General features: G+C 70.6%; 23 protein-coding genes, 2 tRNA genes, 1 pseudogene and 1 riboswitch. Of the genes and pseudogenes, 20 read left to right on the top strand and 6 right to left on the bottom strand.

Going from position 1 to position 25009, the window contains the following annotated elements; genetic code table 11:
* Window positions 1-35: 35 nt before the first annotated feature.
* The 8 genes from moaC to WEB03_RS10485 all read left to right on the top strand — a co-directional run bounded on the left by moaC (window position 36) and on the right by WEB03_RS10485 (window position 5427).
* Complete coding sequence (gene moaC / locus WEB03_RS10520) at window positions 36-539, top strand: cyclic pyranopterin monophosphate synthase MoaC (protein ID WP_368070917.1); 504 nt, start codon at window positions 36-38, stop codon at window positions 537-539.
* Between the two features lie 243 nt (window positions 540-782).
* Window positions 783-1316: a hypothetical protein gene (locus WEB03_RS10515; RefSeq protein ID WP_368070898.1), complete on the top strand. Its 534-nt coding sequence runs from the start codon at window positions 783-785 to the stop codon at window positions 1314-1316.
* A gap of 1 nt (window position 1317) precedes the next feature.
* Window positions 1318-2028, top strand: a complete 711-nt coding sequence (locus WEB03_RS10510) for a haloacid dehalogenase (protein ID WP_368070897.1) — start codon at window positions 1318-1320, stop codon at window positions 2026-2028.
* 238 nt (window positions 2029-2266) lie between these two features.
* Window positions 2267-3520 (top strand): LCP family protein, encoded by a 1254-nt coding sequence (locus WEB03_RS10505; protein ID WP_368070896.1) that lies wholly within the window; start codon window positions 2267-2269, stop codon window positions 3518-3520.
* Window positions 3521-3626: 106 nt separating this feature from the next.
* A tRNA-Ala gene (locus WEB03_RS10500) sits at window positions 3627-3700 on the top strand.
* A gap of 174 nt (window positions 3701-3874) precedes the next feature.
* The gene (locus tag WEB03_RS10495; protein WP_368070895.1) at window positions 3875-4369 is read left to right on the top strand and encodes a helix-turn-helix transcriptional regulator; all 495 of its coding nucleotides are present in this window, start codon (window positions 3875-3877) and stop codon (window positions 4367-4369) included.
* 435 nt (window positions 4370-4804) lie between these two features.
* Window positions 4805-5023 (top strand): type II toxin-antitoxin system VapB family antitoxin, encoded by a 219-nt coding sequence (locus tag WEB03_RS10490; RefSeq protein ID WP_368070894.1) that lies wholly within the window; start codon window positions 4805-4807, stop codon window positions 5021-5023.
* Window positions 5023-5427 (top strand): PIN domain nuclease, encoded by a 405-nt coding sequence (locus tag WEB03_RS10485; RefSeq protein ID WP_368070916.1) that lies wholly within the window; start codon window positions 5023-5025, stop codon window positions 5425-5427. Before WEB03_RS10490 ends, WEB03_RS10485 begins: the two co-directional genes overlap by 1 nt.
* 67 nt (window positions 5428-5494) lie before the next feature.
* Here the strand turns inward: WEB03_RS10485 and WEB03_RS10480 are convergent, their stop codons facing one another.
* The gene (locus WEB03_RS10480; RefSeq protein ID WP_368070893.1) at window positions 5495-6037 is read right to left on the bottom strand and encodes a dihydrofolate reductase family protein; all 543 of its coding nucleotides are present in this window, start codon (window positions 6035-6037) and stop codon (window positions 5495-5497) included.
* A 100-nt stretch (window positions 6038-6137) separates the two neighbouring features.
* On the opposite strand from WEB03_RS10480, the gene WEB03_RS10475 reads away from it, so the two are divergent.
* Window positions 6138-7415 carry an IS30 family transposase gene (locus WEB03_RS10475; protein ID WP_368070892.1) on the top strand — a complete coding sequence of 426 codons (1278 nt, stop codon included), beginning with the start codon at window positions 6138-6140 and terminating at the stop codon, window positions 7413-7415.
* A 4-nt stretch (window positions 7416-7419) separates the two neighbouring features.
* On the opposite strand, the gene WEB03_RS10470 is transcribed toward WEB03_RS10475, so the two are convergent.
* Both WEB03_RS10470 and WEB03_RS10465 read right to left on the bottom strand, forming a co-directional pair.
* Entirely contained in the window at window positions 7420-8058 is a 639-nt protein-coding gene (locus WEB03_RS10470) for a tetratricopeptide repeat protein (RefSeq protein WP_368070891.1), read from the bottom strand.
* A 121-nt stretch (window positions 8059-8179) separates the two neighbouring features.
* Entirely contained in the window at window positions 8180-8731 is a 552-nt protein-coding gene (locus tag WEB03_RS10465) for a hypothetical protein (protein WP_368070890.1), read from the bottom strand.
* A gap of 465 nt (window positions 8732-9196) precedes the next feature.
* On the opposite strand from WEB03_RS10465, the gene WEB03_RS10460 reads away from it, so the two are divergent.
* Complete coding sequence (locus tag WEB03_RS10460) at window positions 9197-9451, top strand: hypothetical protein (protein ID WP_368070889.1); 255 nt, start codon at window positions 9197-9199, stop codon at window positions 9449-9451.
* 320 nt (window positions 9452-9771) lie between these two features.
* Here the strand turns inward: WEB03_RS10460 and WEB03_RS10455 are convergent.
* The 3 genes and pseudogenes from WEB03_RS10455 to WEB03_RS10445 form a co-directional block, all read right to left on the bottom strand.
* Window positions 9772-9987: pseudogene (locus WEB03_RS10455) on the bottom strand (IS630 family transposase); the annotation flags it as partial.
* A 36-nt stretch (window positions 9988-10023) separates the two neighbouring features.
* Entirely contained in the window at window positions 10024-11007 is a 984-nt protein-coding gene (locus WEB03_RS10450) for a nucleotidyl transferase AbiEii/AbiGii toxin family protein (protein ID WP_368070888.1), read from the bottom strand.
* 1 nt (window position 11008) lies between these two features.
* Entirely contained in the window at window positions 11009-11611 is a 603-nt protein-coding gene (locus WEB03_RS10445; protein ID WP_368070887.1) for a hypothetical protein, read from the bottom strand.
* Between the two features lie 320 nt (window positions 11612-11931).
* Between WEB03_RS10445 and WEB03_RS10440 the strand changes: the two genes are divergently transcribed.
* From WEB03_RS10440 to cobO, 10 genes are all read left to right on the top strand, one after another.
* A tRNA-Ala gene (locus tag WEB03_RS10440) sits at window positions 11932-12013 on the top strand.
* 260 nt (window positions 12014-12273) lie between these two features.
* Entirely contained in the window at window positions 12274-13770 is a 1497-nt protein-coding gene (cobA, locus tag WEB03_RS10435) for a uroporphyrinogen-III C-methyltransferase (protein ID WP_368070886.1), read from the top strand.
* A gap of 44 nt (window positions 13771-13814) precedes the next feature.
* A riboswitch (cobalamin riboswitch) is annotated at window positions 13815-14033 on the top strand.
* Window positions 14034-14061: 28 nt separating this feature from the next.
* Complete coding sequence (locus WEB03_RS10430; protein ID WP_368070885.1) at window positions 14062-14256, top strand: CbtB-domain containing protein; 195 nt, start codon at window positions 14062-14064, stop codon at window positions 14254-14256.
* A 3-nt stretch (window positions 14257-14259) separates the two neighbouring features.
* Window positions 14260-15021 carry a CbtA family protein gene (locus WEB03_RS10425; protein WP_368070884.1) on the top strand — a complete coding sequence of 254 codons (762 nt, stop codon included), beginning with the start codon at window positions 14260-14262 and terminating at the stop codon, window positions 15019-15021.
* A complete protein-coding gene (locus tag WEB03_RS10420; protein ID WP_368070883.1) occupies window positions 15018-15635 on the top strand; it encodes a histidine phosphatase family protein in 618 nt (205 codons plus the stop codon). Before WEB03_RS10425 ends, WEB03_RS10420 begins: the two co-directional genes overlap by 4 nt.
* The gene (locus WEB03_RS10415; protein WP_368070882.1) at window positions 15632-16627 is read left to right on the top strand and encodes a cobalamin biosynthesis protein; all 996 of its coding nucleotides are present in this window, start codon (window positions 15632-15634) and stop codon (window positions 16625-16627) included. The genes WEB03_RS10420 and WEB03_RS10415 overlap by 4 nt, the downstream gene beginning before the upstream one ends.
* Window positions 16624-18231: a cobyric acid synthase gene (locus tag WEB03_RS10410; protein ID WP_368070881.1), complete on the top strand. Its 1608-nt coding sequence runs from the start codon at window positions 16624-16626 to the stop codon at window positions 18229-18231. Before WEB03_RS10415 ends, WEB03_RS10410 begins: the two co-directional genes overlap by 4 nt.
* Window positions 18228-22049 (top strand): cobaltochelatase subunit CobN, encoded by a 3822-nt coding sequence (gene cobN / locus WEB03_RS10405; RefSeq protein ID WP_368070880.1) that lies wholly within the window; start codon window positions 18228-18230, stop codon window positions 22047-22049. Before WEB03_RS10410 ends, cobN begins: the two co-directional genes overlap by 4 nt.
* Complete coding sequence (locus WEB03_RS10400) at window positions 22046-24187, top strand: putative cobaltochelatase (protein ID WP_368070879.1); 2142 nt, start codon at window positions 22046-22048, stop codon at window positions 24185-24187. The genes cobN and WEB03_RS10400 overlap by 4 nt, the downstream gene beginning before the upstream one ends.
* An 18-nt stretch (window positions 24188-24205) precedes the next feature.
* On the top strand, window positions 24206-24892 hold the full coding sequence (gene cobO, locus WEB03_RS10395) for a cob(I)yrinic acid a,c-diamide adenosyltransferase (RefSeq protein WP_368070878.1): 687 nt from the start codon (window positions 24206-24208) through the stop codon (window positions 24890-24892).
* Window positions 24893-25009: the final 117 nt, after the last annotated feature.

Genomic DNA, 25009 nt, shown 5'->3' with positions numbered 1-25009 from the left:
TGGACGAGGCGGCTGGCACGGACGGTCCGGGTGGCGTGGGCACCGACGGCGGCGGCGCGGACGGTGGTGAGCTGACCCACCTCGACGCTCGCGGCCGGGCCCGGATGGTCGACGTCGGCGGCAAGCCGGTGACGTCGCGGACCGCGGTCGCCGAGGGGCAGGTGCGGATGGCTCCGGGAACGGCGCGGCGGTTGCTCGACGGCGACCTGCCGAAGGGTGACGCGCTCCCGGTCGTCCGCATCGCCGGCATCCAGGCCGCCAAGCGCACGCCCGAGCTGCTGCCGCTGTGCCACCAGGTCGCGCTCACGTCCGTCGACGTCGAGGTCGACGTCGACGTCGACCTCGGTGTGGCGACCATCACCGCCACTGCCGTCGCCGCGGATCGGACGGGTGTCGAGATGGAGGCCCTGACGGCGGTCTCGGTGGCCGCTCTCACCCTCTACGACCTCGTGAAGGCGGTCCAGAAGGACGTGCGGATCACCGATGTCCGCCTCCGACGCAAGACCGGCGGACGCTCCGGGGACCTCGATCTGCCGTAGCGGACCGGCCGCCCCGGGAGGGGCGACGCGGCCCGGAGGCGCGCGTCGCGCACCGGGCCGCGGTCCCCGGCCGCTGCTCGCACGGCGCTTCGCCGTGTCACCGCAGGTCGCTACCTTCCCGCGCGGTCCTGGGTGCTTCGAGGCGCCGGGACCCGGTGTTACCGTCGCGACGTCGCCGCCCAAGCTCCACGATCGGGTCGGCGAACGGGAGGCGACAGTGCACCGGGACACCGAGGTGGTCGGGTGAACGAAGCGCTGGTGCTGCTGGTCCTGCTCTGGGCCGCTCTGCTGGTCCCCTCGGCGCTCCGGTCCCGGACCGGTTCACCGCACGCCACCGTCGGAGGGTTCGAGCGCGCCATGGACGTCCTGAAGACCTCGCCGCAGCGCAGCAACGGGCGCCAGCTCATGGTCCCCGGTGACGCTGGTCGGATCGTCGACCACCACGGCATCGTGGCCGCCGAGCAGCCCAAGCCCTACCGCCGCGAGGACCCCCGGGTCGAGGCGCGCCGGGTGTGGTTCCTGCGGCTCGTCGCAGGCACCGTGGTCTCGCTGGTGCTCGCCGTCATCTTCGGTGGTGTGCTCTGGGGCGTCGCGCTGCTGGCGGTCGCCGCCACCGGTGCGTACGTCGCGCTGCTGCGCCGCTGGAAGCTGCAGGCGGATCAGGTGCGGTCGGTGGTCCGCGAGCTCGAGGCTGACGTCGACCAGCAGAAGGTGCTCGTCGGTGCGGCCGTCGGCGAGAACGCCGGCACGGTGCGTCTGCGGCGCTGGGACGGCTGAGGTGCCGACGGCCGACCCCGGGGATCCGGACGGCTCGGACGGCTCGGGCGATCCGCGGGAGGGCGATCTGCTCGCACTGAGCGAGCCGGTGCGTGTCCGTTTCGTCGCGCGCCACGAGGCTCGGGAGACCGGCCTGGCCGCGTCTCGTGACGCCATCCGCGCCGCTGCCAACGCCATCCGAGCGGTCCACCGAGGTGAGCACGACCGGGCCGACGCGCTCATCGCCGACGCCCGATCCGCGCTCGCCGACGCGGTGTCGGCCAGCGCGCCGTTCCCCGAGGTGCTGCACGCGGGGTTCGTGCCCGACGCGGCCAAGGAGGTCGCGGAGGCGGTCCTCACGAGGGCGGCCTGCACCGGCGCCGGGCTGCCCGGACCGGATGAGGTCGGCGTCGACGATGCGTCGTGGCTCCACGGTCTCGCCGAGACCGTCGGTGAGCTGCGACGGTCCTGTCTCGACCGGGTCCGTGACGGGGATCTCATCGGGGCCGAGCAGCGGCTCGACACGATGCAGGAGATCCTGTCCGCGCTCGTCACCATCGACGCGCCGGACGGTCTGACCCGCGGGTTGCGTCGGGCGACCGACGCTGCTCGGGCCATCACCGAACGCACCCGCGGGGACCTGACGACCGCGGTCGGCCAGCGCGATCTGCGGGCCGCGCTCGATGCGCACCGGTCCGCGGTGGAGCGGCTCCTCGACGACGACCGGGGCTGACCGACGCCGCGGACGTCGCGGACGTCGCGAGATGGGGAGGCCGGGTGGGGCCGACGTTCCGGCGGCCGGTCGGACGCGCAGGTGCGCTCACGGGACCGACGTCCACCGCTCTCCGGCCGGTTCGACCCTCCCGAACGGGCTACCGGCGGCGGATCGGACCGACATCCCGCCCCATCGCCGCTGGTGCGACGGGCCGCGACCCGTCACGCTCTGCGTCCGACCTCGGAGCACGCGGTTCTTGAGGCGACACGATGGGGCACCCGAGGTGGCAGAAGAGGCTGGCGCGCGACGGACGTGGACCAGCGGCGCGCGCGCCGGCTGGGGCCGCCGCGTCGCGACCATCGTCGGGGTGCTGGTGGTCGCCGTCGCGCTCGTGGTCGGTGCCTCGGTGTGGTCGATCGACCGGAGCATCGACCGGGTGGACGTCCAGGGTCTCGGTCAGGACGACGCCGATGGTGACGGAGGGGGTGCGGGGGATGGCGCTGCCGCCGAGGAGCTCGATGCCCGCGCCTTGACCGTCCTCGTCCTCGGTTCGGATTCACGGGAGGACCTGACACCCCGCGAGCGGCGGGAGCTGCGGACCGGGTACGTGCCGGGCGCACGCGCCGAGGTGGTCGCGCTGACCCGGCTCGATCCCGACGCCGACGAGGTCCGGGTCCTGAGCGTCCCCCGGGACTCCCGGGTCGAGCTCTGCGACGGCTCCACCGGACGCGTCAACGAGTCCTTCCAGATCGGTGAGGACCTCGGCATCGGCGGCGAGAGCTGCACGGTGCAGACCCTCACGCGGCTGACGGGCCTGCGCATCGACCACGTCGTGGGCGTCGACTTCGGCGGGTTCGTCGAGGTCGTGGACGCGCTCGGTGGCGTCACCATGAGGCTCGACGAGCCGCTGAAGGATCGCGACGCCAACCTCGACCTCCCCGCTGGCTGCGTCGACCTCGACGGCACGGACGCCCTGGCGTTCGCGCGGGCTCGCCACCTCGACGACGACTTCGGCCGCATCGCCCGCCAGCAGCGGCTCGTGGCCGAGATGCTCGACGGCATCGGCGAGCTCGGGATCCTCGACGACCTGCCGAGGCTGCTGCGCGTGGCGGAACGCGTCGCCGCTGCGGTGGAGCTCGACAGCACCCTCGACCTGCGCCGGATCCAGCAGCTGGTCCGCGAGCACCGGGCCACGGTGGCGGGCGACCTCGAGGGTCGCTTCGTGCCCGGGGTCATCACGATGATCGGCGCGGCCAGCATGGTCGAGCTCGACGAGGAAGCCCTCGAGGAGCTGGTCCGCTGGCTCATCTCGGGGCAGGACGAGCGGGACGGCACCGTCCGCGACACGGGGCGGGACGACGCCAGCGGCGAGGGCCGTTCCGAGGTGCTCGAGCGCCGTGGCGGCGGCGAGGAGCAGGACGGGGGCGACGAGGTCCTCGGGGGGCCGACGACGTTGGACGGCAGCCGCCCCGTCGGCCTCGCCGACGAGGACGAGATCGGTCGGTGCTGACCCACCCGGTGCGGGGCCGCGTGGCACGCCCGTGCGTTCGACCGAAGGTGAGGGCGCGGCTACCATCCCGCCTCGCTCCGGCCTGCGCCGGGGCGCCCGCAGTCCCGGGGGTGTAGCTCAGTTCGGCAGAGCACTTCGTTCGCAACGAAGGGGCCGTCGGTTCAAATCCGATCACCTCCACCCGATATCCCGGCGGAAACGCCGGGATATCGCCGTTTCGCGCAGCTTCTCGATCATGAGGTGCGCACGGTGCACCACCGTGGCACCACAGAACGCGGTGCCGGAGACGCCGAATGGCGGTAGCGTATTCGAACAGATACGGGGCCGGGAGGTCGATCCTTCAGCGGTGAGCTGTTGACGCAGGCCCGGCAGCGCGCCGGGCTGTCGAAGGCTGAGCTTGCGCGCCGATCGGCCACGTCTCGGCCGACCGTGTCGGCCTATGAGCATGGGGCGAAGTCGCCGACCTTGGATACGGCACAGCGTCTGCTCGATGCGGCCGGGTTCGAGCTGACCATCGCTGCGCGCCCGAGCTTCACCGAGGCCGGTACCTACCGAGGGGCCCCGGTGGTCGTGCCGGACCAGCTGCCGAGCCTCGCGCCGCACCTGGCGCTTGCGCTGATCGAGCTGCCCCGCCATCTGGCGTGGTACGTGATCCGTAGCGTCAGGGATCTGTCGGTGCGTGCGGACCGCATCCGGGTTTACGAACTGGTATTGCGGGAGGGCACCCCCGACGACATCCGGCGCTACATCGACCCGATCCTGCTCGTCGAGGTGTTCGACGAGCTCAACCTCCCAAGAGCGGTCCGCGAGGCATGGGAACCTGCGGTCGCCCGCTGGCATGGCCGGTGATCACCCGATGCCCACCGCGCGGCTGACAGCCGACAGAAGACCTCAACCGCTTCGCATGCCGCAGGCGCACGCAAGTGCGGCCGATCGACCCCGGCCGCGGCCACGGCTTGTGGCTGGGAGGTCGCGTGGATCCGGCAGCCGACAACGACGCATGCAAGATGATCGCCCCCGATTACCGCTCGCCTGACGGCCGGCCTCGCGCGAACGGCTTCACTTCGTTCACGCAGACGACATCGTGTACGACATGCCGCGTGACAGCCTGCGCAACCCGAGCGAGGGCGTGGCGGTCACCCATCCCCGTGATGAGGGTCGGCACACCGATGCGGGGACCACGCACGAGACCAGAGGATCTGCACGTTCTGGGGACACGTTGACGTCGCCTACCTCTACGTACACCTCAGAATGTACGATGGTGTCGCGGCTGAGGAGGGCGGCATGTCAAGGACGCGAACGAACATCGAACTCGATGACGACATCATCGAGGCAGCGATGCGCCTGTATGGAACCCGGAGCAAGAAGGAAGCGGTCGATCTTGCGTTGCGCCGGCTCGTAGGATCACGGCTGGGCGCGGAGGAGGCCCTCGCCATGGAGGGTTCTGGTTGGGAGGGTGACCTCGACCGGATGAGGGATGACGCGCCTGCGGACACCGCGTGATGGTGCTGATCGACACCTCTGCCTGGATCGAGTACCTCCGCGGGACGGGCAGCCCATACAACACCTGGATCCGCGACGCCATCGTCGCCGACCAGCCGCTGGGATGGACCGAACCCATCCTCTACGAGCTCACCGCCGGTGCCCGCAGCCCACGACGGGCCGCCGACCTGCGCGCCCTGCTCCTGCGCGGGCCGATCCTCTCCGTCGAAGGTCTGCAGGACTGGGAGGACGCCGCGCAGCTGTACCGCGCGGCGCGATCGAAGGGACTCACGGTTCGTTCCAGCATCGACTGCCTCATCGCTGCAGTGGCGCTTCGGACGAGCAGCCCCGTGCTCGCGCTGGACCGAGACTTCGACGCTCTCGCCAAGGTGTCCGACCTCGTTCTCGAGCACCCGCAGCCGTGATTCTGGACGCCGGGTTGATCGTCCGGGGGCGCGCACAACGATGACCGCTCATTTGGTATCGCGCCGGCTACGGGCGGGGGACGTACCGGGACGCCACGACGCCGGGTGTCACCGTGAACCGGTCTACGAGCTCGAGTTCGAGCGGCCGGGTGAGGCCGGCGAGGAGTGTGGGTCCGCGTCCGGCGACGTGGGTGTGGACGACGAACTGGTACTCGTCGATGAGTCCGAGCTCGGCCAGCGCCGTCGGGAGCGTCACGCCGCCGGTGGCCAGAGCTTCACCGGGCTCGTTTTTGAGGCGGCGGACCGCGCTGGCGAGGTCGCCGCGAACCAGTTCCGCGTTCCAGTCCACGTCCGGCAGCGAGCTCGACACCACGTACTTGCGCGCGGCGTCCATGGTCGCAGCGAACGGCGTCATCCAGGGTGGCAGGCCAGCGGCCGCTTCCGGGCCGCGCCAGCCAGCCTCCATCAGCTCGTACGTGGCGCGGCCGAACAGCAGAGCGTCAGCACGGGCGATGTACTCCATCGCGTGGCGGTGGACGGCCTCGTCGGGCTCGAATGCGGCGTGGTCGACGCAGCCGTCGAGGGTCACGTTGATGCTGGGCGAGTTCAAGGGGTGACGGCTGCAGTTGAGGTCTGAGGTTCCGCCGGTCGGAGCGTGATGCCGGGCAGGATGCCTGGTGTCTACACAACCCGACCGGTGGGGAGCCATCATGCCAGCACAGCCGTTGACGTTGCACGAACGCGAGGAGATCCGCGCGGGGATCGAGCGGGCCGAGCCGCTGACCACGATCGCCGAACGGTTGGGGCGGCACCGGTGCACGATCTCGACCGAGGTCAACCGCAACGGTGGCCGCACCGGCTATGCGGCGGTCGCAGCGCAGGACCGGGCCGACCGGCAGCGGTCCCGCCCGAAGGTCCCGAAGCTGGCCGCGGATCCGGGTCTGGCCGCTCACGTGACCGCACGGCTGGAGGCCCGCGACTCGCCGATGACGATCTCGATCGAGCTCGCACGCGGGGTCCACGGGATCACCGGCACGGTCTCGCACGAGTGCATCTACCAGGCGGTGTACGCCCACGGCCGCCGGGGCCTGCGGCGTGGGCTCCACCAGGGGCTGCACCGCCGTCACCGGTGCCGCAGACGCCGCCACCCGGGCGGCCAGCCCGCCAAGCGCAGCCCGTTGGGCAGCTTCAACCTGATCGGCGCCCGGCCGGCGGTGGCCGACGACCGTGTCGAGGTCGGCCATCTGGAAGGCGACCTGATCGTCGGGGCCTACAACCGTTTGGCGATCGCGACCGTGTTCGACCGGGCCAGCCGGCACCTGTGGCTGGCCGACTTCCCCGCCGACCACGGTGCCGAGGCCACCCTGGGTGCGCTGGTCGAGATCCTCGAACGCATCCCCGAGGCGCTGCGTCGCACGCTGACCTGGGACCAGGGCCGCGAGATGGCCCGCCACTGCCAGCTGGCCGACCTGTGCGGCATCGACATCTACTTCGCCGAGCCGCACTCGCCCTGGCAGCGGCTCGCGGACGACGGTCACGTGCTGCTGGTCGCCACCGACCGCTACATCGGCGAAGGCTTCGACTGTCCACGTCTCGACACGCTGTTCCTCACCTTCCCCATCTCAGCACCGCAGCGGATCGTCCAGTACGTCGGCCGCATCCTGCGTGCACACCCGGACAAGCACGACGTCGAGGTCCACGACTACCTCGATGCCCACGTCCCGATGTTCGCCGCCATGCACCGACGGCGCTTGCCCGGCTACAAGCAGCTCGGTTTCTCAGCGGATCGGCCGACCACTCCCGGTGCGCCGAAGCTGCCCCTGCAACGGGCTGGGACCCACACGAGATCGTCGTCGCCCTCGTCGAAGACCACGGAGCCGACGACCGCCGCCGTACGCGCTTGGGCACGTGCGACTGGTCTGGACGTCGCGGACCGCGGTCGCCTCGGTGCAGAGGTGTGGCAGCGCTACCGTGAGGCGCACGGCTGAGTGCTCAGCCCGCGTCAGCTTCTCGGGAGGAACCTCGGCGGGTCTCACGGCAGAACCGTAGGTTCTCGGTGGCCAGCGCATCCTCGGGGTCCATGGCGACCGCCAGCTCGAGGTGGACCAGTGCCTCGTCGAGCCTGCCAGCCTCGAACAGGGACCAGCCCAGATCGTTGACGAGTTCCTGGTCGTCCGGTGCGAGTTCCAGCGCTCGTTCGGATGCGGCGATCGCGAGCTCGTGGTGACCCTCGTGACCGGCGCAACAGGACATCCCCTGGTGCAACGCGGGGATGTCCGGGTAGCGGGCAGTCGCTCGTTGGTAGAGCTCGAGCCCGTCCTCGTAGCGTCCGAGGCTGATGAGGAAGTCGCCGGCCTTGTCCACGATCTCGGCGAGGTCGCCATCGTCGTCGGGCAGGTCCAGCAAAGACATGAACCGACGCCAGCCCGTGACCTCGTCATCCACCTGGTAGTCGATCGAGCCGAGCGTCGCGATCGCCGGGGCGTAGGTGGGCAGAGCCTCCAGCGCTTCCTCGAGGCACGCGATGGACGCTTCGACGTCGCCGATCGCGGAGCGAACGATGCTGTCCGCGTACGCTGCCTCGGCAGCGAACCGCGCCCAGCCAGCATCGATGTCCGTGTCGGTGGTCATGTCCGGTCAGCCTCCCTCTGCGGTCGCGACCGACCCTACGCCCTCGCGGACATCGCGCGTCGCACCTGCGGTAACGGCCTCCCCGACGTGCGGATGGTCGTGCGGTGTGTGGCGTCGCCCGTCAGTCGATGAGCGCTCCCCCGTCCGGCCACGCCGCCTCCAGCTCGTGCGGTGTCAGATCCAGCCCTGCCTCCCTGGCCTTCGACACGACCCAGTCGGCGAGCTCAGCGGGAGTGTCGGGGCCGGCGTAGGCCAACACCGAACCGTCCACAGCGTCCTGGCACCGGTCCAGCCCAGCCAGGACGCCGAGGGCGATCCGGCTGGCAGCCCCGCGCATCCCGAGACCGGCCCGACGGCGTAGGTCGTCGACGAACGGCTCGACCGCTTCCTCCACGAGCCATGTGGCGGCTTCGGTCTCGTGGACGTAGCCGTAGCCCGGTTGCCGACCGGCCCGAGCCGCGAGATCCTCGAGCGGTATGCCCTGGAGCGCATCGGCGACCTCATCGGCGACCGTCTCCGCGGAGGCGTCCTCCAGGAGCGTTCGTGCGTGGCGTTCAGCTTCGGGGAGCAACGCCGCCTGCTCCTCGATCAGTGCCATCAGTACCTCGGCCCGCTCGACGGGATCCAGGTGGTCGTAGGCGGACGGTGTGTGCATGGCATCGTGACGCGACATCTCCGTGTTCCCTCCTCGGTCGGTGGTCGGTGGTCGGATCCCGCCGGATGGCTGCCCGACTGGCCCGCGATCACGCTACGGGCGAGGTGCGACAGCCGTGCACGGTGACGGACCTCTGTGTCTATTGCAGCGCAGGTCCGTGGCGCGGTCGCCGGTGTTGAGCGCCGGTCGTTTCTGCGTGCCCGCGCTCTGCGCGGCTCTCGTGCGGCAGTCGAGTCCGAGCTGTCGCGTCTGGCCGGGCAGGGCGAGCTCGTTCGTGTCCGCAAGAGTTCGTACTACCGGCCGCCCGCACGAGGTCGTCGCAGCCCGCCACCGCTCGAGGCTGGTCTCGCGATCGCTGGTCGTGGGGCCGGCCCGGCCGGGGTCAGCGCCGCCCGCCTGTTCGGACTGACCACCCAGGTTCCTGGGGTGGAGACGGTCGCCGTGCCCGGGCGTGCACCGGCGGGTCGGGATGCGGTTCGGTTCGTGGCGCGGTCCTACACCCGTCGCGAACTGGGTCTCACCCCGTACGAGGTCGGGTTGCTGGAGGTGCTACGGGACTTCGACCGCGTGTCGGAGAAACCATTCGAGCGGCTCGTCGAGGTGGTGCGGCAGGCCGTGGTTACCGATCGGATCCGCCTGGAGCGAGTCGAGGAGGTGGCTGAACAGGAGTGGGATCTCACCACTCGTCACCGGTGGCGCCGGCTGCGTGATCGTCTCGGCGTGCCGATGGCGGTGTGAGCATCCGTCTGCGCGACGATACCGACACGCTCGCGGAGCATCTCGAGCAGCTCGAGGTAGTGACGGGTCTGCCCTACGAGCAGCTCGAGAAGGACTTCTGGCTCACCGAGGCGCTGCGTGGTGTCGCTGCTGCCGCCGAGGAGGCCTGTTGTGCCTGCAGGTCTACTTCAAGGGCGGGACAGCCTGTCCAAGGTGTACCGGCTCATCGAGCGGTTCTCCGAGGACGTGGACGTCCTGGTGGCGCTGCCCAAGACCGACGAGCTGATGAGCGCCAACCAGCGTGGCCGGGCGCTCGAACGCTGGGCGAGGGAGCGCAACTGGTGGTCCGCTTCTGAAGCGGCTTTCCGATTGGTGCTGGTGAGGATGTCGTCGGCGGTCTTGGTCCAGACGAAAGGGACGCAGCGGTCGTTCCAGGCGTTGATGAAGTGTCGTATGGCGTCGGCGTCGGCGACGTCGCGGACGGAGGTGAACGAGGCGCGGCGGATAGCTCATCCGGTGATGATCGCGAAGAAGGAGTCGACCAGGTTCAGCCACGATGAATGGGTCGAGAGTGGACGAGCAGCGACTGTCGGCTATAGGAGCGCGGCGTGCTCCTTGACGGATGCGATGCATTCATCGAGTGGTGGCTTGGCGCCCCAGACCCAGTCCAGTGCGAGGTGGTAGCTGGTCTCGATGATGCCCATGAGTGCGTCGTTGTTGAAGGCTGGACTGGACGCGAACCCGTTCGCGGGCCGGGGCGTGAACGGGAACCCGCCTTGTGCCGACCATGCATCGGCATCCTCAGCGATCCCGGCGACCCAGCCCGCGTTGATCCTGCTGCGGAGGTCGTCGTTGTTGAGGAGCATGTCGATGTCGTAGTAGTGACGTCCGGCCTTGATGAGCCGGCCGGGCTTCTCGGGGGTGGCTGTCGACGCGGCGTCGTGGAGCATGGCGAGTTTCTCGACGAGGGTCCGTTCCGGCGCGAGCGTCTCGATCGCAACGGGTGAGAGGTCGTCGTACTGCGGGAAGTCTGGGATGGTCTCAGCGTGCTCGGTGACCATGGCCTTGACCGACGCGGCCGTGTTCGGGTGCGTGCCGCCCATCACGGTGAGCTCGATGCGGATGTCTGCGGTGGCGTCGAAGGCGGCCGGTCCACCGGTGACGGGTTCGTATGGGTACCGCCAATGCAGGTCGACGCCTCTGCGGCCGCCTTGTCGCTCGCCGTCGAGACCGAGCGCGTCGGTCACGGCTTCCGTGGCCGCCTTCATGACCTTTGAACGTTCGGCTTGCGAGTACTCCTTCGGGTTGTGCGCGGGGACGGGGACGAGAAGGTCGACATCTTCGGAGAACCGCTCGATGAGTCCGAACGCCTTCGACAGGCTCGTGCCACCTTTGAAGATCGGCCGGATCTGCACGAGTTGGCCGCCGACCTCGACCTCGAAGCCTGCGTGGACTGCTCGTAGCGCCTCGACGGCCCAGTAGTCCTTCTCGACCAGTGACGGGTCGAGGTTGCGTTCCTCGGCGGTGGCGCCGATCAGGGCAGCGAAGCGGTCTGGGTCGTGTCGTACGAGCGTCACGTCAGGCCGCCAAGTCGGCGAGCAGCCGCTGGAGGTTCTCACGCAGCGCCGGCTTGCGGCGCTCGGCGGCGACCGCGTTGCTGATCCGTTCCAGGCGGATCTTGCGGCGGGCGCGAAGCTCCGCGATGCGGGCGACGACCTCGTCCCACTCGGCCTCGACCCCGTAGGGGTACAGCGACAGCAGTTCGATGACTGCAATCTCCGCGAAGCTCAGCTGGGCACGGACTGGGTTGTTGCGAACCTGCCAGGCGACGCCGTCCACCCCTGTCGGCGGTGAGCCCACGACGGTCAGGGTCGGACGAGGCGCTACCTGGGTGGTCAGGCGGAGGTAGGCGGCCGCTGACGCTCCCGCCGGACCCACACCCCGCCCCTTTGCAACCTCGCAGGCGGTCTGCAATGGCGAGGGGCGACGCTTGCCGAGGAACGGGTCCGCCGGGCCGGACTTGAAGTACAACCCCTTGGCGGCACGCACCAGCGGACCGTCAGGTTCACGGGCGAGCCGTGACAACACCTGCTCCACGGCGTTGCCCCCACCAAGCTCCGACGGCCGGAACCAAGCGCCGACCGGCGCCTGATCTATCCGCTCCCGCACGATGCTACGCATGACAGCACCTCCAACTCCGCACAGGGACATCGTACCTCAAACCTGACAGTGGAGCGCCCGGCAGGTTCGAGCCCCTGCCCCCGCATAGTCGGGGCCGACCCGCGTGGCGCCATCACCCGCGCTCATCCGTTGAGAAGCGATCGGTGCGGCATGAGGCTGCTTTCGGGGCCGATCGGTGCTCCACAGTGGCTCCACAATCGGGTGAGGGAAGATGAGGGAACCTGCCGTAGATGGCCGCATTCTGCTGTGGAGCATCTGTGGAACACGCCTGGACGTCGAAACGCTGATTCGCTGTTAACGACGTCGGACAGCCGATCTACGGGCATGTGCTGGGCCGGCGATCCCGCGCGAGGAACTTCGTTCGCAACGAAGGGGCCGTCGGTTCAAATCCGATCACCTCCACGAAAACGGCCCGGAAACGCTGTTTCCGGGCCGTTTTGCGTCCTGGTGAGGCCTTCGTCTGCGTGTGTACTTCGCGTGTACTTCTTGCGGAGCGTGTCCGCCGTGGTGGAAGTCGAGCTTGAATGTCGACGGAGAGTGACTGCCGCGTTCGAGGTGAGGCCTTCGTTTCCGGGGAAGTAGTCGGCCTGCGGTGTCACGGGTCTGAAGGGACGGTGCTCACGAACTAGCGTGAACGCTCGTCCGGCGCCGGAGTGTGATGCGTGTTGAGTCCCGAACCCCCGTTCCATGGTCTGGGGGGCCCTCCCGCCACGGGCGGCACGATCCACATTCTGGGTGGGGGTCCGGGTGATCCTGGTTACCTGACGTTGCGCGCAGCCACGATCCTGTCGACCTGTGACGTTGTCGCCTACGACCATCTTTCACCTGCCGAGGCACTGAATCTGGTCCCGGCTCGAGCGGATCGGATCCTGGTGGGTCGGCGGTCCGGCTCTCCCGGCTACAGCCGGGAAGAAGTGGATGAGCTTCTCTTCGCCCGAGCGGCGGCGGGACATGCGGTCGTTCGCCTGAAAGGGGGAGATCCGTTCGTCTTCGGCCGAGGGGGCGAGGAGGGCAGCGCATGCCGCGAGGCGGGCATCCCCTTCGAGATCGTCCCGGGTGTCAGCTCGCCGATCGCGGTGCCTGGAGCAGCCGGGATCCCCGTGACCCACCGGACGGTGTCGCCCGGTTTCGCGGTGGTGACCGGGCACGAAGCAACGGATGACGCGAGCCTCGTCGACCATGCGGCCTTGGCCGCCTTTCCCGGCACCGTGGTGCTGCTGATGGGGTTGGCCCGGGTGCGGGCCCTCGCTGACGAGTTGATGGCCCATGGACGGGATCCGGAGACCGCCGCAGCGGTGGTCTCGGCCGGGACGCTTCCGACGCAGCGGTCGGTCGTGGGCACGCTCGCCACCATCGCCGACGTGGTCGAGGGGGCCGACCTGCCGGCACCGGCGATCATCGTGGTGGGTGACGTGGTCGCGATGCGTGAACAGCTGTCGTGGCGCGAGCGCCGGCCGTTGCACGGCACACGGGTCCTCCTTCCGCGGCTCTCGCAGCGGACCAGCACCGTCGCCGGTGAGCTTCGGCACGCGGGCGCGGCGGTGATCGAGCTGCACGTCGCGCGGGAGGAGGCCGGCGATCCCGCTGCGCTGGCGCGTCTGGCGGTCGAGGTCCGTGACGGCAAGGTGGGCACGCTGGTCGCGCTGGGCGCCGACGGCATGCAGCACCTCGTGTCATCGCTGACACAGGTGGAGGCCGATGTCCGAGCATTGGCCGGGACCGACGTGTGGGCGGTCGGGGGGCGGACCACCGCCCGCATCCGGGACGGGTTCGGCTTGCAGGCCGACCGCACGTTCGCCTCGCCGACGACGCTGTTGGCGGCGGCACCGGAGGCCCGAGGACCGGTGGTCGTGCTGGCTCCCGACGGCGCGGATCATGGTGTCGCCGCCTTGCTGTCCGCGCGGGTCGTGGTCAGTGCCCGAACGGTGTTCGCCGGATGTCCCGACGTACCGGCATTCGACGCCGTCGTGGTGCCGACGGCCCGATTGGCCGGACCGGTCCTCGCCGCCGTCGGCGACCGGCTGGCTCCGATCGTCTCGATGGGGCCCACCACCTCCGCCGCGCTGCTCGACGCGGGTGGCCGCGTCGATGTCGAGGCGACGCGGCCGACGGGGGAGGCGCTCGTAACCGCTTTGGTCACGGCGCTCGCGAGGCCTTGACGGACACCGGTGGTCAGCGGTCGAACGCACCGCTCGCGATCCTGCTCACTGCGGCTAGGGTGAGTACGGCATACCCGACGGGTTGGATCCAGGAACGCGGTGTGATTCCGCGGCGGTCCCGCCACTGTGAACGGGGAGCACGACACCCCGGACGTCTTGACGTCCGGCTACCGAGGCGGTCACGGGTCGAATGGGACCTGGAAGGCCGGGTGTGGTGTGACGATCCGTGAGCCAGGACACTGACCTCCGTCACGAGCCGCAGGGGACGTGGTATCCCCGAAGGACCGAGACATGAGCAATCTGTTCGCATCCACCGCCGCACGGCCCACCATGCAAGAGGGGTTCGCTGCCCTGGGCTGGGCCCTGACGCTGTCCAGCGTCATCTTCCTCGCCTCGTTCGAGCAGGGGATGCTGACCGCTGGCGCCCCGGTCGCCCACGAACTCTTCCACGACGCCCGGCACCTGCTCGGGTTCCCCTGCCACTGATCGGTGCTGGCACCAAGTATCCGTCGCGGCCTCGCGGCGGGGCTGCTCGCGGGTGTACTCGCCGGTCTGTTCGCGTTCGTCATCGGGGAGATCCCGGTGCGCGAAGCGATCCGGATCGAAGAGGCGCTCGAGGGAGCTTCCGCTGACGACCCTGCGGCGAGTGGACACGACGACCCCGCGGACTTCTCCGTCTCGCGTACGACCCAACAGGCGCTGCTGCCGGTCGCGACCGCGGTCGTCGGTGCGGCATTCGGCGGCCTGTTCGGCGTGCTGTTCGCCTTCGTTCGTGGCTTCATCCGGGACCCTGACGACTGGCGCGCCTCACTGAAACTGGGCGCGGTCGCCTGGGTGGCGATGGCACTCGTGCCGCTGCTTGCCGCACCACCCAACCCGCCGGGGGTGGGCGATCCCGGCGCGGTCGGGACCCGTTCGGCCTGGTACCTCGCAGCGATCGGCCTGTCGATCGCGCTGGCTGCGGCGCTCTGGACGTTCGCGCACCGCTTGCACGCCACCGGGTTCCGCGATGCGCCGCGTCAGGTCGTTGTCGCAGCGGTCGCTCTGGTCGCTTTCGGGGGGCTGGTGCTAGCGCTGCCGAGCAGCACGGAGGCGGGGGGACCGGGGTTCCCCGGCGAGCTGCTGTGGCAGTTCCGGTTGGCGTCGCTTGCCACCCAGACGTTGCTGTGGGCGGGGATCGCGGCCGTGTTCGGGCTGCTGTGGGATCGCGACACCGCCAAGAACGGGGCGCGACCGCGGTGGCCGGCGTGAGTCGGCGTCCAAGCCTGCTGCTGATCCGTCACGCGCCGTCCACCGCGACGCGGCAGTTCCTGTTCCCGTCCGACGAACCGCTCGACGACGCCGGGCGTCGCGCGGCCAAGACCCTGGCCGGCCACCTCCACTCCGATGCCGCATCCACGAGTCCCGCGCTTCGCTGCCGTCAGACCGCAACCCTGGCCGGGTTCCCCGACGCCGAGGTGGACCCAGACCTCGCCGAACTCGACTTCGGCAGGTGGGCCGGACGCGACCCCCACGAGATCGGCCGCGAATTCCCCGCCGAGCTGGAGGGCTGGTACGCCGACCCCAACACGGCGCCTCACGGGGGCGAGACCCTGGACGCGCTCGGCGAACGACTGGCGCGAGCACTCGAACGACTGCGCGATCGGGAGGGGACCACGGCGGTGTTCACCCACGGCGGCCCGATCAAGCTGGCCATCCTGCAGGCACTCCAGGCGCCGATGTCGTCGATGTGGCGCGTCGACGTCGCCCCGTGCAGCCTCACCGAGCTGCACGCCAGGCCCCACGGCGGGTGGACGCTCGTCCGGACCAACGTCCGGCTGCCCACGCACGCCGTGGTCAGCTCCACATCACGAGCAGCGCCATGAGCCGCACCATGGATGGCGTAACGGCGGGTGCGGTTGGGCTCCTGCTCGGGGTGTGGCTGGACCGGACCGTCGCCGATCCGCCACGTTTCCATCCCGTCGCCGGCTTCGGTCAGCTCGCCGAACGGTACGAGCGCCGCTGGTACGCCGATCACGAGGCGGCCGGAGCGCTTTACGCGCTGGTGCTCGTCGGTGGTGCCGCGGCGGTGACCCGTTCGGCCGAGCGCGCCCTGCCACCGGCGGGACGGTTGGCACTGAGGGCACTGGTGACCGCCGTGGCACTCGGCGGCACGAGCCTGCGTCGGGCGGCGCGCACGATGGCCGAGTTGCTCCGTGCCGGGGACCTCGACGCTGCCCGTGATCAGCTCGGATGGTTGTGCGGCCGTGACCCGTCGAGGTTGGACGCGGACGGGCTCGCCCGTGCGACCGTCGAGTCGGTTGCGGAGAACACCTCCGACGCCGTCGTCGGCACGCTCGCGTGGGGCGCGGTGTTCGGTGCGACCGGCGTGGTCGTGCACCGGACCGTGAACACGTTGGACGCGATGGTCGGGTACCGAACCTCACGTCATCTGCGGTTCGGTCGGGTGGCTGCGCGGACCGATGACCTGATCAACCTCGCCCCGGCCCGGCTGACCGCGTTGCTGACGGTCGTGCTGGCCCCGACCGTCGGTGGGCGCCCGACGGATGCGTGGCGGGTCTGGCGGCGTGACGCCGCCGGCCACCCGAGTCCGAACGCGGGCCCGGTCGAGGCCGCGGCAGCCGGCGCGCTCGGTCTCACCCTCGGGGGTGACGTCAACCACTACGGCGACCACCAGGACCGCCGGCCCGCCATGGGCGAGGGGCCGTCACCGCGCATCGATGACATCGACCGCGCGGCTGCGCTCTCGTCCGCGCTCGAACTCGCAGCAGTGACCGTCGCGTTCGCTGCCGCGATCGGCGTGGCGGTGGCGCGCGGGCGCCACGTCGAGGTCCGCGCGGAAGGGGCCCGGTCATGAGCGGGGCCCTGCTGGTCGCGGGCACCACCTCGGATGCGGGCAAGAGCGTGCTCGTCGCGGCGATCTGCCGGTGGTTGGCACGCGAAGGCGTGAAGGTGGCGCCGTTCAAGGCCCAGAACATGGCGTTGAACTCCGCGGTCACCGCCGACGGCGCCGAGATCGGCCGGGCCCAGGCCGCCCAGGCCGCCGCAGCGATGGTCCCCCCCGAAGCCGCCATGAACCCGATCCTCATCAAACCGACCGGGGACCGACACAGCCAGGTCGTGGTCATGGGACAGCCGGCATTCGAAGCCGGCGCCCGCGACTACCACAACCGCCGCCTCTACCTCAAGCCGATCGTGATGGACGCGCTCGCGGACCTACGCAGCCGGTTCGACGCCGTGATCTGCGAGGGCGCGGGCAGCCCGGCGGAGATCAACCTCCGTGCGCACGATCTGACCAACATGGGTCTCGCCCGCGCTGCCGACCTCCCCGTGATCGTGATCGGGGACATCGATCGCGGTGGGGTGTTCGCGGCGCTCTACGGCACCGTCGGGCTGCTCGAACCGGCGGACCAGGCCCTGATCGCCGGGACCGTCATCAACCGCTTCCGTGGCGATCCGGGGGTACTCGCACCGGGTCTCGTGCAGTTGGAGCAGCTCATCGGCCGTCCCAACCTGGGGGTGCTGCCCCACGTTGATGGTCTGTGGCTCGATGCCGAGGACTCGCTCGCCATGGATCGCGGGCTTCCCTCGACCCCGCCCATCGGGGCGGATGTGATCGACGTCGCGGTGGTCCGCCTACCCCGCAGCTCGAACGTCACCGACGCCGACGCGCTGGCCGCCGAGCCGGGTGTCCGGGTCCGCTACACGACCGATCCGACCGACGTGCTCCGAGCGGACCTGGTGGTCCTGCCCGGCACCAAGAACACGGTCCTCGACCTGGCGTGGCTCCACCGCCAGGGCCTGGCGGACGCCATCGCCGCCCGGGCAGCGCAGGGACGGCCGGTCCTGGGGATCTGCGGCGGCTACCAGATGCTCGGCACGACCCTGCACGACGACGTCGAGTCCCGCGCCGGGACCGTCGCCGGGCTCGACCTGCTGCCGGTCGTCACGACCTTCCGTCCCGACAAGCTGCTCGCCCAGCGGGTGGGGACGAGCCCGCGGTTCGCCACCGCGGCGTCCGGGTACGAGATCCGCCACGGCCGAGTCGTCCGCCACGGCGGCGACGCATGGCTGGTCGACGCGCTGGCCGATGCCGATGACGATGAAGGGTGTGTCGTCGGTGCGGTACTCGGCACCTCCTGGCACGGTGTCCTCGAGCACGACGCACTGCGACGGGCGATCCTGGCGGACGTCGCCGCCCGTACCAACCGGGACTGGCTCCCCGGCGCCGAACCGTTCGCGCAGGTGCGTGCCCGGCGGCTGGACGTGCTGGGTGATCTCGTCGCCGCCCACCTCGACACCTCGGCGCTGTACCGGCTGCTCGACGAGGGCGTTCCTCGTGGCCTCCCCGTCGTCGCACCCGGCGGTGCGCCCGCCGCGGGGCCGCTCCCGGAGCCCAGCCCGTCCGGCCTTGACCTGTCCGGCCCCGACCCGCTCGATCCGACCGCGGAGTCCACGTGACCACCATCTTGCTGTTGACCACGGCCGACACGGAGATCCTCGCCGCGGCGGGCGCCGTCGAGGCGCTCCCCGATGACGCCCCGCGCGTTCGAGCGCTGAATCCGGCCCGTGCGCCGCGTGACGACGCCGAGGCGCTGGCCGGCTGGCTCGACGAGGTCACCGCGGACGTCGAGGTCGTGGTCGTCCGGCTGCTCGGCGGGCGCGCTGCGTTCCCCGAACTGCTCGACGCGCTGCGCGAGCGCTGTGTCGCCGGCGGGATACCGCTGCTCGCACTGTCGGGGGAGGGCTCCCCGGATGCGGAGCTCACGGCGCTGTCGACCGCCCCGACCGCCGTGGTCGCGCAGGCCTTCGAGTACCTGCGCCTCGGCGGCACGGCCAACACCGAACAGCTGCTGCGGTTCGTGGCCGACACGCTGCTGGTGACCGGCCTCGGCTTCGAGCCCCCGCAGCAGCTGCCCGACCACGGTGCCTACCACCCGCGTCGGGCGGACGCGCTTGCCGGTCTGGATCCCGCCAAACCGCTGATCGGCGTCGTCTTCTACCGTTCGCACCTGGTGTCGGGCAACACCGGGTTCGTGGATGCGTTGCTCGACGCGATCGAGGCGAAGGGAGCGCAAGCCGTCGGGTTGCACTGCTATTCGCTGCGGCCGGAAGCGGACGGCGAGGTCCCGCTGCTCACGATGCTGAGCGACCACGACGTGCACCCCGACGCGCTGGTGGTCACGGTGCTGGCGATGGGCGGCGCCAACGCGGCCGACGCGGACGCCTGGCACGCGGATGCGCTGGAGCGGTTGGGTGTGCCCGTCATCCAGGCGTTGACCTCGACCGCCAGCCGCGAGCGGTGGCAGGAGGCCAACGTCGGCCTGTCACCGATGGACACCGCGATGCAGATCGCGCTGCCGGAGTTCGACGGACGCATCATCGGGGTGCCGTTCTCGTTCAAGGAGCTGACCGCCGCCGACGACCGCGTCGACGGTCCGCTGGTGCGCTACGTCGCCGACCCTGAGCGCACCGCCCGGGTCGCGGGGCTGGCGGTCAACCACGCCCGGCTGCGCCATGTACCCAATGCGGACAAGCGCGTCGGGCTGGTCCTCTCGAACTATCCGACCAAGCACAGCCGCATCGGCAATGGTGTCGGGCTCGACACCCCGGCATCCACGGTCGCGATCCTGCGCGACATGCGCGACGCCGGCTACTGGCTCGGCGACGACGTCGATGAGCACCTGCTCGAGGACTCGGATGCGCTGATCCACGCGCTGATCGCCCGGGGCGGGTTCGATGCGGAGGACCTCACCGAGGATCAGCTCGCACACGCCGATGCGCGGCTGGCTGTGGACGACTACGTCACCTGGTTCCGACAGCTGCCCACCGACCTGCAGGCGAGCGTGGAAGCGCAGTGGGGCCCGCCGCCGGGTGAGGTCCTGCTGCACCCCGACGGCCAGCATCTGGTGACCGCGACGATGACCTTCGGCAACGTCGTGCTCGCGATCCAGCCGCCGCGCGGGTTCGGCGACGACCCGATCGCGATCTACCACTCGCCGGACCTGGCGCCGACCCACCACTACCTCGCCGCCTACTGGTGGCTGACCCGCACCTTCGGGGCACACGCCATCGTGCACGTGGGCAAGCACGGCACGCTTGAGTGGCTGCCCGGCAAAGGGGTCGGGATGTCGGCCTCCTGCGCCACCGACGCGGCGCTGACCGACGTCCCGCTGTTCTACCCGTTCGTCGTCAACGACCCGGGTGAGGGCACCCAGGCCAAGCGCCGCGCCCATGCCACCGTGGTCGACCATCTGGTCCCGCCGATGATGCGCGCGGAGACCTACGACGACCTGACCCGGCTCGAGCACCTGCTCGACGAGTACGCCGAACTCGAACTGCTCGACCCCTCCAAGCTGCCGGCACTGCGCGATCAGGTGTGGGCGCTGCTGGTCGACTCCCACATCGCCCCGGCGGTCGGCGTGGACGAGATGCCCGACGACCCGGCCGATTTCGGGGAGCTGGTCACCCACGTCGACGGTTACCTGTGCGAGATCAAAGACCTGCAGGTCCGTGACGGCCTACACGTGTTGGGTGCCCCACCGCTGGACGAACAGCTGCGTGGGCTGGTCAAGGCCATCCTGCGGCTGCCGCAGGGCGAGGTCCCCGGTCTGCGGTCGGTGGTCGCGACGGCGTTCGGGCTCGACGAGTCGGTGCTGCTCGACGACGGCGGCACGCGGATCGGTGACGGTCGTGCGGTCGCGAGCTCGTGGCCGGAACCGGATCTCGACGGGCTGCGCACGCTCACACCCGGACCGATCGTGACCCGCGGAGATGTGCTTGACCGCATCGATGACCTCGCCGATCGGTTGATCGTCGAGGTGGCGGCCAAGGCGTGGTCCATGGACGATGTGGCCGCGGCGGTGATGGACGTGCTCGGTCAGCGCGAGCCGGACGTCGAGCACGTGCTCGCGTTCGCGTGCGACGAGGTCGTTCCGCGCATCCGGGCATGTGCCGGCGAGATCGACGCGCTGCTCGACGGCCTCGCCGGACGTTTCATCCCGTCCGGTCCGTCGGGCTCACCGACCCGCGGACGCATCGACGTGCTGCCGACCGGGCGCAACTTCCACTCCGTCGACCCGAAGGGACTGCCCAGCCGGCTGTCGTGGGGCGTCGGCCAGCAGCTCGCCGATGCCTTGTTGCAACGCTCGCTCGACGACACCGGCGAGCTGCCAGAGACGATCGGCATCGTGGTGTGGGGCACCGCCAACATGCGCACCCACGGTGATGACATCGCAGAGATCCTCGCGCTGCTGGGTGTCCGCCCGGTCTGGCACGAGGAGACCCGCCGCGTGGTCGATCTCCAGGTGATCGACCTCGATGAACTGAAACGGCCGCGGATCGACGTGACCGTGCGGATCAGTGGCTTCTTCCGCGACGCGTTCCCGCACCTGGTCGGGCTGATGGACCGGGCGGTCGAGACCGTGGCGGAGCTCGACGAGCCGGTGGAGCGCAACTTCGTGCGCAAGCACGCGCTGGCCGACCGCGGCCGGCTGCTGGCCGACGGTGTCGATGAGGCCGAGGCGACCCGCCGGTCGACGACCCGCATCTTCGGCGCGAAGCCCGGGGCCTACGGTGCCGGACTGCTGCCGTTGATCGACGCGCGCAACTGGCAGGACACCGCCGACATCGCCGAGGTCTACACCGTGTGGTCCGGACACGCCTACGGCCGCGGGCTCGACGGTGTCGAGGCCCGCGAGGACTTCCACACCAACCTGCGCCGCGTCCAGGTGGCGGTGAAGAACACCGACACCCGCGAGCACGACATCCTCGACTCGGATGATTACTTCCAGGAACACGGCGGGATGGTCGCCACCATCCGGGCGTTGACCGGCAACGACCCGCAGGCTGTGATCGGCGATTCCAGCGATCCGTCCCGACCGCGGGCGCGCACCCTGGCGCAGGAGACCGACCGGATCTTCCGTGCCCGGGTCGTCAACCCGAAGTGGATCGCCAGCATGCAGCGTCACGGCTACAAGGGCGCGTTCGAGCTCGCCGCGACCGTCGACTACCTGTTCGGCTACGACGCCACCACCGGGGTCGTGCAGGACTGGCAGTACGACACCTTGGTGGAGAAGTACGTGCTGGATCCGGAGGTGCGCGACTTCCTCGAGCGTTCGAATCCGTGGGCGTTGCGGGGGATCGCCGAACGGTTGCTGGAGGCGGCGCAACGCGGGTTGTGGGCCGAACCTGCGCCCGAGCGCCTGGAGCAGCTCCGTGCGGCGTATCTGGAGACCGAAGGGCTGGTCGAGGAGCGCGGCGAGGAGGTGTCGCCATGACCTATCCCTTCAGCGCCATCGTCGGCCAGGAACGGCTCGTCACGGCCCTGCTGGTCGATGCCGTCGATCCGCGCATCGGTGGGGTGCTCGTCCGCGGTCACAAGGGCACCGCGAAGTCGACCGCTGTCCGCGGACTCGCCTCGCTGCTGCCCGACATCGAGGTCGTCGCTGGCTGCGCGTTCGGGTGCCCGCCGGATGCTCCGGCCGAGCTCTGCGGCGTCTGTGACCAGCCCGACCGCACCGGCACCCGGGTCCGTACCCCGCTGGTGGAGCTGCCGATCGGCGCCAGCGAGGACCGACTGCTCGGCTCGATCGATCTGGAACGGGCGCTCGCGGACGGGGTCCGCAGCTTCGAGCCGGGACTGCTCGCCCGGGCGCACCGCGGGGTGCTGTACGTCGATGAGGTCAACCTGCTCGACGATCACCTCGTCGACGTGTTGCTCGACGCCGCGGCGATGGGCGTCAACCACGTCGAGCGGGAGGGCGTCTCCGTGCGTCACCCCGCCCGGTTCCAGCTGATCGGGACGATGAACCCGGAGGAAGGCGAGCTGCGCCCGCAGCTGCTCGACCGCTTCGGACTGACCGTCGAGGTGGTCGCCCCGCACGACCCGGCACAACGCGCCGAGGTGGTGCGTCGCCGGCTCGCCTACGAGTCCGACCAGGAGACGTTCGCGGCCCGGTTCGCGACCGACGAACGCGAACTCGCTGAGCGGATCGTCGCAGCGCGCGCTCAGCTGCCCTCGGTCGAACTCTCGGAAGAGTGGCTCATCCGCATCGTCGAGGTGTGCGCAGCGCTCGAGGTGGACGGCCTCCGCGCCGACATCGTCACGGCCCGAGCGTCAGTTGCCCTGGCCGCCTGGCGTGGGGCCACCCACGTTGCCCGTGAGGACGTGCGGACCGCTTGCCTGCTCGCGCTCCCGCACCGCCGTCGACGGGGACCTTTCGACGATCCGGGGATCGACGAGAACGAGCTCGACCGCCTGCTCGGTGACGACGACCCCCGACCCCCCGACGACGACCCCCCACCCCCCGACGACGACCCCGACGGTGCGGACGACGATGTGGCTCGGCGCGACCACGAGGACACCACCGGGGCCGACACGGACGGACCGCCCCCGACCGGCCCACGTGTACCGCAGCGCGCGGACGCGACGCCGAGCGGTGCATCCGACCCCGCCGAGGAGGGTTCTGCGGAACCGGCGGATGGCGTCCCCGACGCCGCCGCCGAGGACGCCGATGCGGATCAGCGGGACCGCGATGGCCGCGAGCCGCCAAACGATCAGGGCGCCGCGCCTGATGGCCGGGTGGCGGACGCCCAGGTCACGGGGCGGCCGGCGCTGCTGACCGTGCCCAACCCGGAGATGGGTGCCGACGGCCGTCGGAGCCCGGGACCGAGCCGGCGCGGCGCGAGCGCTGGTGCTCGTCCCCTGCGGGCGGGCGAACGGCCTCGTGGTCAGGAGATCGCCGTCGCGGCCACACTGCGGGCCGCTGCGCCTGAACAACATCATCGTCGGCGCGAGGGTGCCGGACTGGCGCTTCGGCGCCAGGACCTCCGCCAGCACGTACGTCGTGGCCGTCAGGGTTCGCTGATCGTGCTGTGCGTCGACGCATCCGGGTCGATGGGGGCCCGTCAGCGGATGTCGGCCGTCAAGGGGGCGGTGCGGGCGCTGCTGTTCGACGCCTACCAGCGGCGCGACCTGGTCGCGATGGTCACGTTCCGGGCCGGAGGGGCGCAGCTGGTGCTGCCGCCCACCGCCGGCGTCGAACTCGCCGACCGGCAGCTCGCCGCGCTGCCGACCGGCGGCCGCACCCCGTTGGCCGCCGGGTTGCTCCGTGCTGGCGAGGTGATCGCGACCCACGCCCGCCGCGACCCCGCCCGCCACCCGTTGCTGGTCGCCGTGACCGACGGGCGCGCCAACGGCGGTCCCGATGCGCTCGCCGATGCTCAACGGGCCGCGATGCGTCTGGCGAGCAGCGCAGTACCGGCTGTGGTCATCGACACCGAGCAGGGGTTCGTCCGACTCGGACTCGCCAGCGAGCTGGCCGCGATGCTGCGCGCACCCTGCCTGCAGCTGGACGAACTCGCGGCAGGATCGCTGACCCGAACCATCCGCGTTGCCACCGGCCGCGCCGCCTAGCCACCAGAGGAGACCACCATGTCGGAGCCCACCCAACCGGATACCGCCGCCGTCGAACAGGGCGAGCAGGACCGTGACCCGGCCGCGCAGGCGCAGCAGCAGGAGGTGGCGTCGGAGGGCAAGAGCGCCTACGAGGGCGCGACCCCGGAGGCGACCGCCGACACCCAGCCGCGCCGCCGCAAGCGTGAGGTCCCGCTGCTGATGGTCCACACCGGGACCGGCAAGGGGAAGTCGACCGCAGCGTTCGGGATGATGATGCGCGCGTGGCAGCAGCAGTGGCCCATCGCGGTGTTCCAGTTCGTGAAGTCGGGCAAGTGGAAGGTCGGGGAACAGGCCGCGGCCACCAAGCTGGGCGGGATCGACTGGTTCAAGATGGGCGATGGCTGGAGCTGGACGTCCCGCGACCTCGACGAGTCCGCCGACCTGGCGCGGGAGGGGTGGGAGGAGGTCAAGCGGTGCCTCGAGCAGGAGCGGTACCGCTTCTACCTCCTCGACGAGTTCACCTACCCGATGAAGTGGGGCTGGGTCGATACCGAGGAGGTCGTCGAGGTGTTCCGCTCGCGTCCCGGTTGGCAGTACGTGATGGTCACCGGCCGTGACGCTCCGGCACCGCTGATCGAAGCCGCGGACCTGGTCACGGAGATGACCAAGGTCAAGCACCCCTTCGATGCCGGGTGGCGCGGCCAGAAGGGCATCGAGTGGTGACCGGGACGGCTCCAAGACGCGCCGCCCGGCCGTTGGTGGTCCTGGTACCCGATGGTGCCAGCGAACCGGGCATCCAGACCACGCTCGCACGAGCGAACACGCCCCATCTCGATGCGT

The sequence above is a fragment of the Nitriliruptor sp. genome (assembly GCF_040882075.1).
Classification (GTDB): Bacteria; Actinomycetota; Nitriliruptoria; order Nitriliruptorales; family Nitriliruptoraceae; genus Nitriliruptor.
Note: the sequence above shows the minus strand (reverse complement) of the source record. Positions and strands in the feature narration are given on the sequence as shown.

What these genes read in the sequence shown, in the direction of transcription:
- cobO (WP_368070878.1), top strand. Translation starts at nt 24,206, where the DNA reads ATGTCGGAGCCCACCCAACCGGATACCGCCGCCGTCGAACAGGGCGAG.
- WEB03_RS10470 (WP_368070891.1), bottom strand. Translation starts at nt 8,058, where the DNA reads ATGACCACCGACACGGACATCGATGCTGGCTGGGCGCGGTTCGCTGCC.
- WEB03_RS10400 (WP_368070879.1), top strand. Translation starts at nt 22,046, where the DNA reads ATGACCTATCCCTTCAGCGCCATCGTCGGCCAGGAACGGCTCGTCACG.
- WEB03_RS10430 (WP_368070885.1), top strand. Translation starts at nt 14,062, where the DNA reads ATGAGCAATCTGTTCGCATCCACCGCCGCACGGCCCACCATGCAAGAG.
- WEB03_RS10445 (WP_368070887.1), bottom strand. Translation starts at nt 11,611, where the DNA reads ATGCGTAGCATCGTGCGGGAGCGGATAGATCAGGCGCCGGTCGGCGCT.
- WEB03_RS10490 (WP_368070894.1), top strand. Translation starts at nt 4,805, where the DNA reads ATGTCAAGGACGCGAACGAACATCGAACTCGATGACGACATCATCGAG.
- WEB03_RS10475 (WP_368070892.1), top strand. Translation starts at nt 6,138, where the DNA reads ATGCCAGCACAGCCGTTGACGTTGCACGAACGCGAGGAGATCCGCGCG.
- WEB03_RS10465 (WP_368070890.1), bottom strand. Translation starts at nt 8,731, where the DNA reads ATGTCGCGTCACGATGCCATGCACACACCGTCCGCCTACGACCACCTG.
- WEB03_RS10410 (WP_368070881.1), top strand. Translation starts at nt 16,624, where the DNA reads ATGAGCGGGGCCCTGCTGGTCGCGGGCACCACCTCGGATGCGGGCAAG.
- WEB03_RS10485 (WP_368070916.1), top strand. Translation starts at nt 5,023, where the DNA reads ATGGTGCTGATCGACACCTCTGCCTGGATCGAGTACCTCCGCGGGACG.
- WEB03_RS10415 (WP_368070882.1), top strand. Translation starts at nt 15,632, where the DNA reads ATGAGCCGCACCATGGATGGCGTAACGGCGGGTGCGGTTGGGCTCCTG.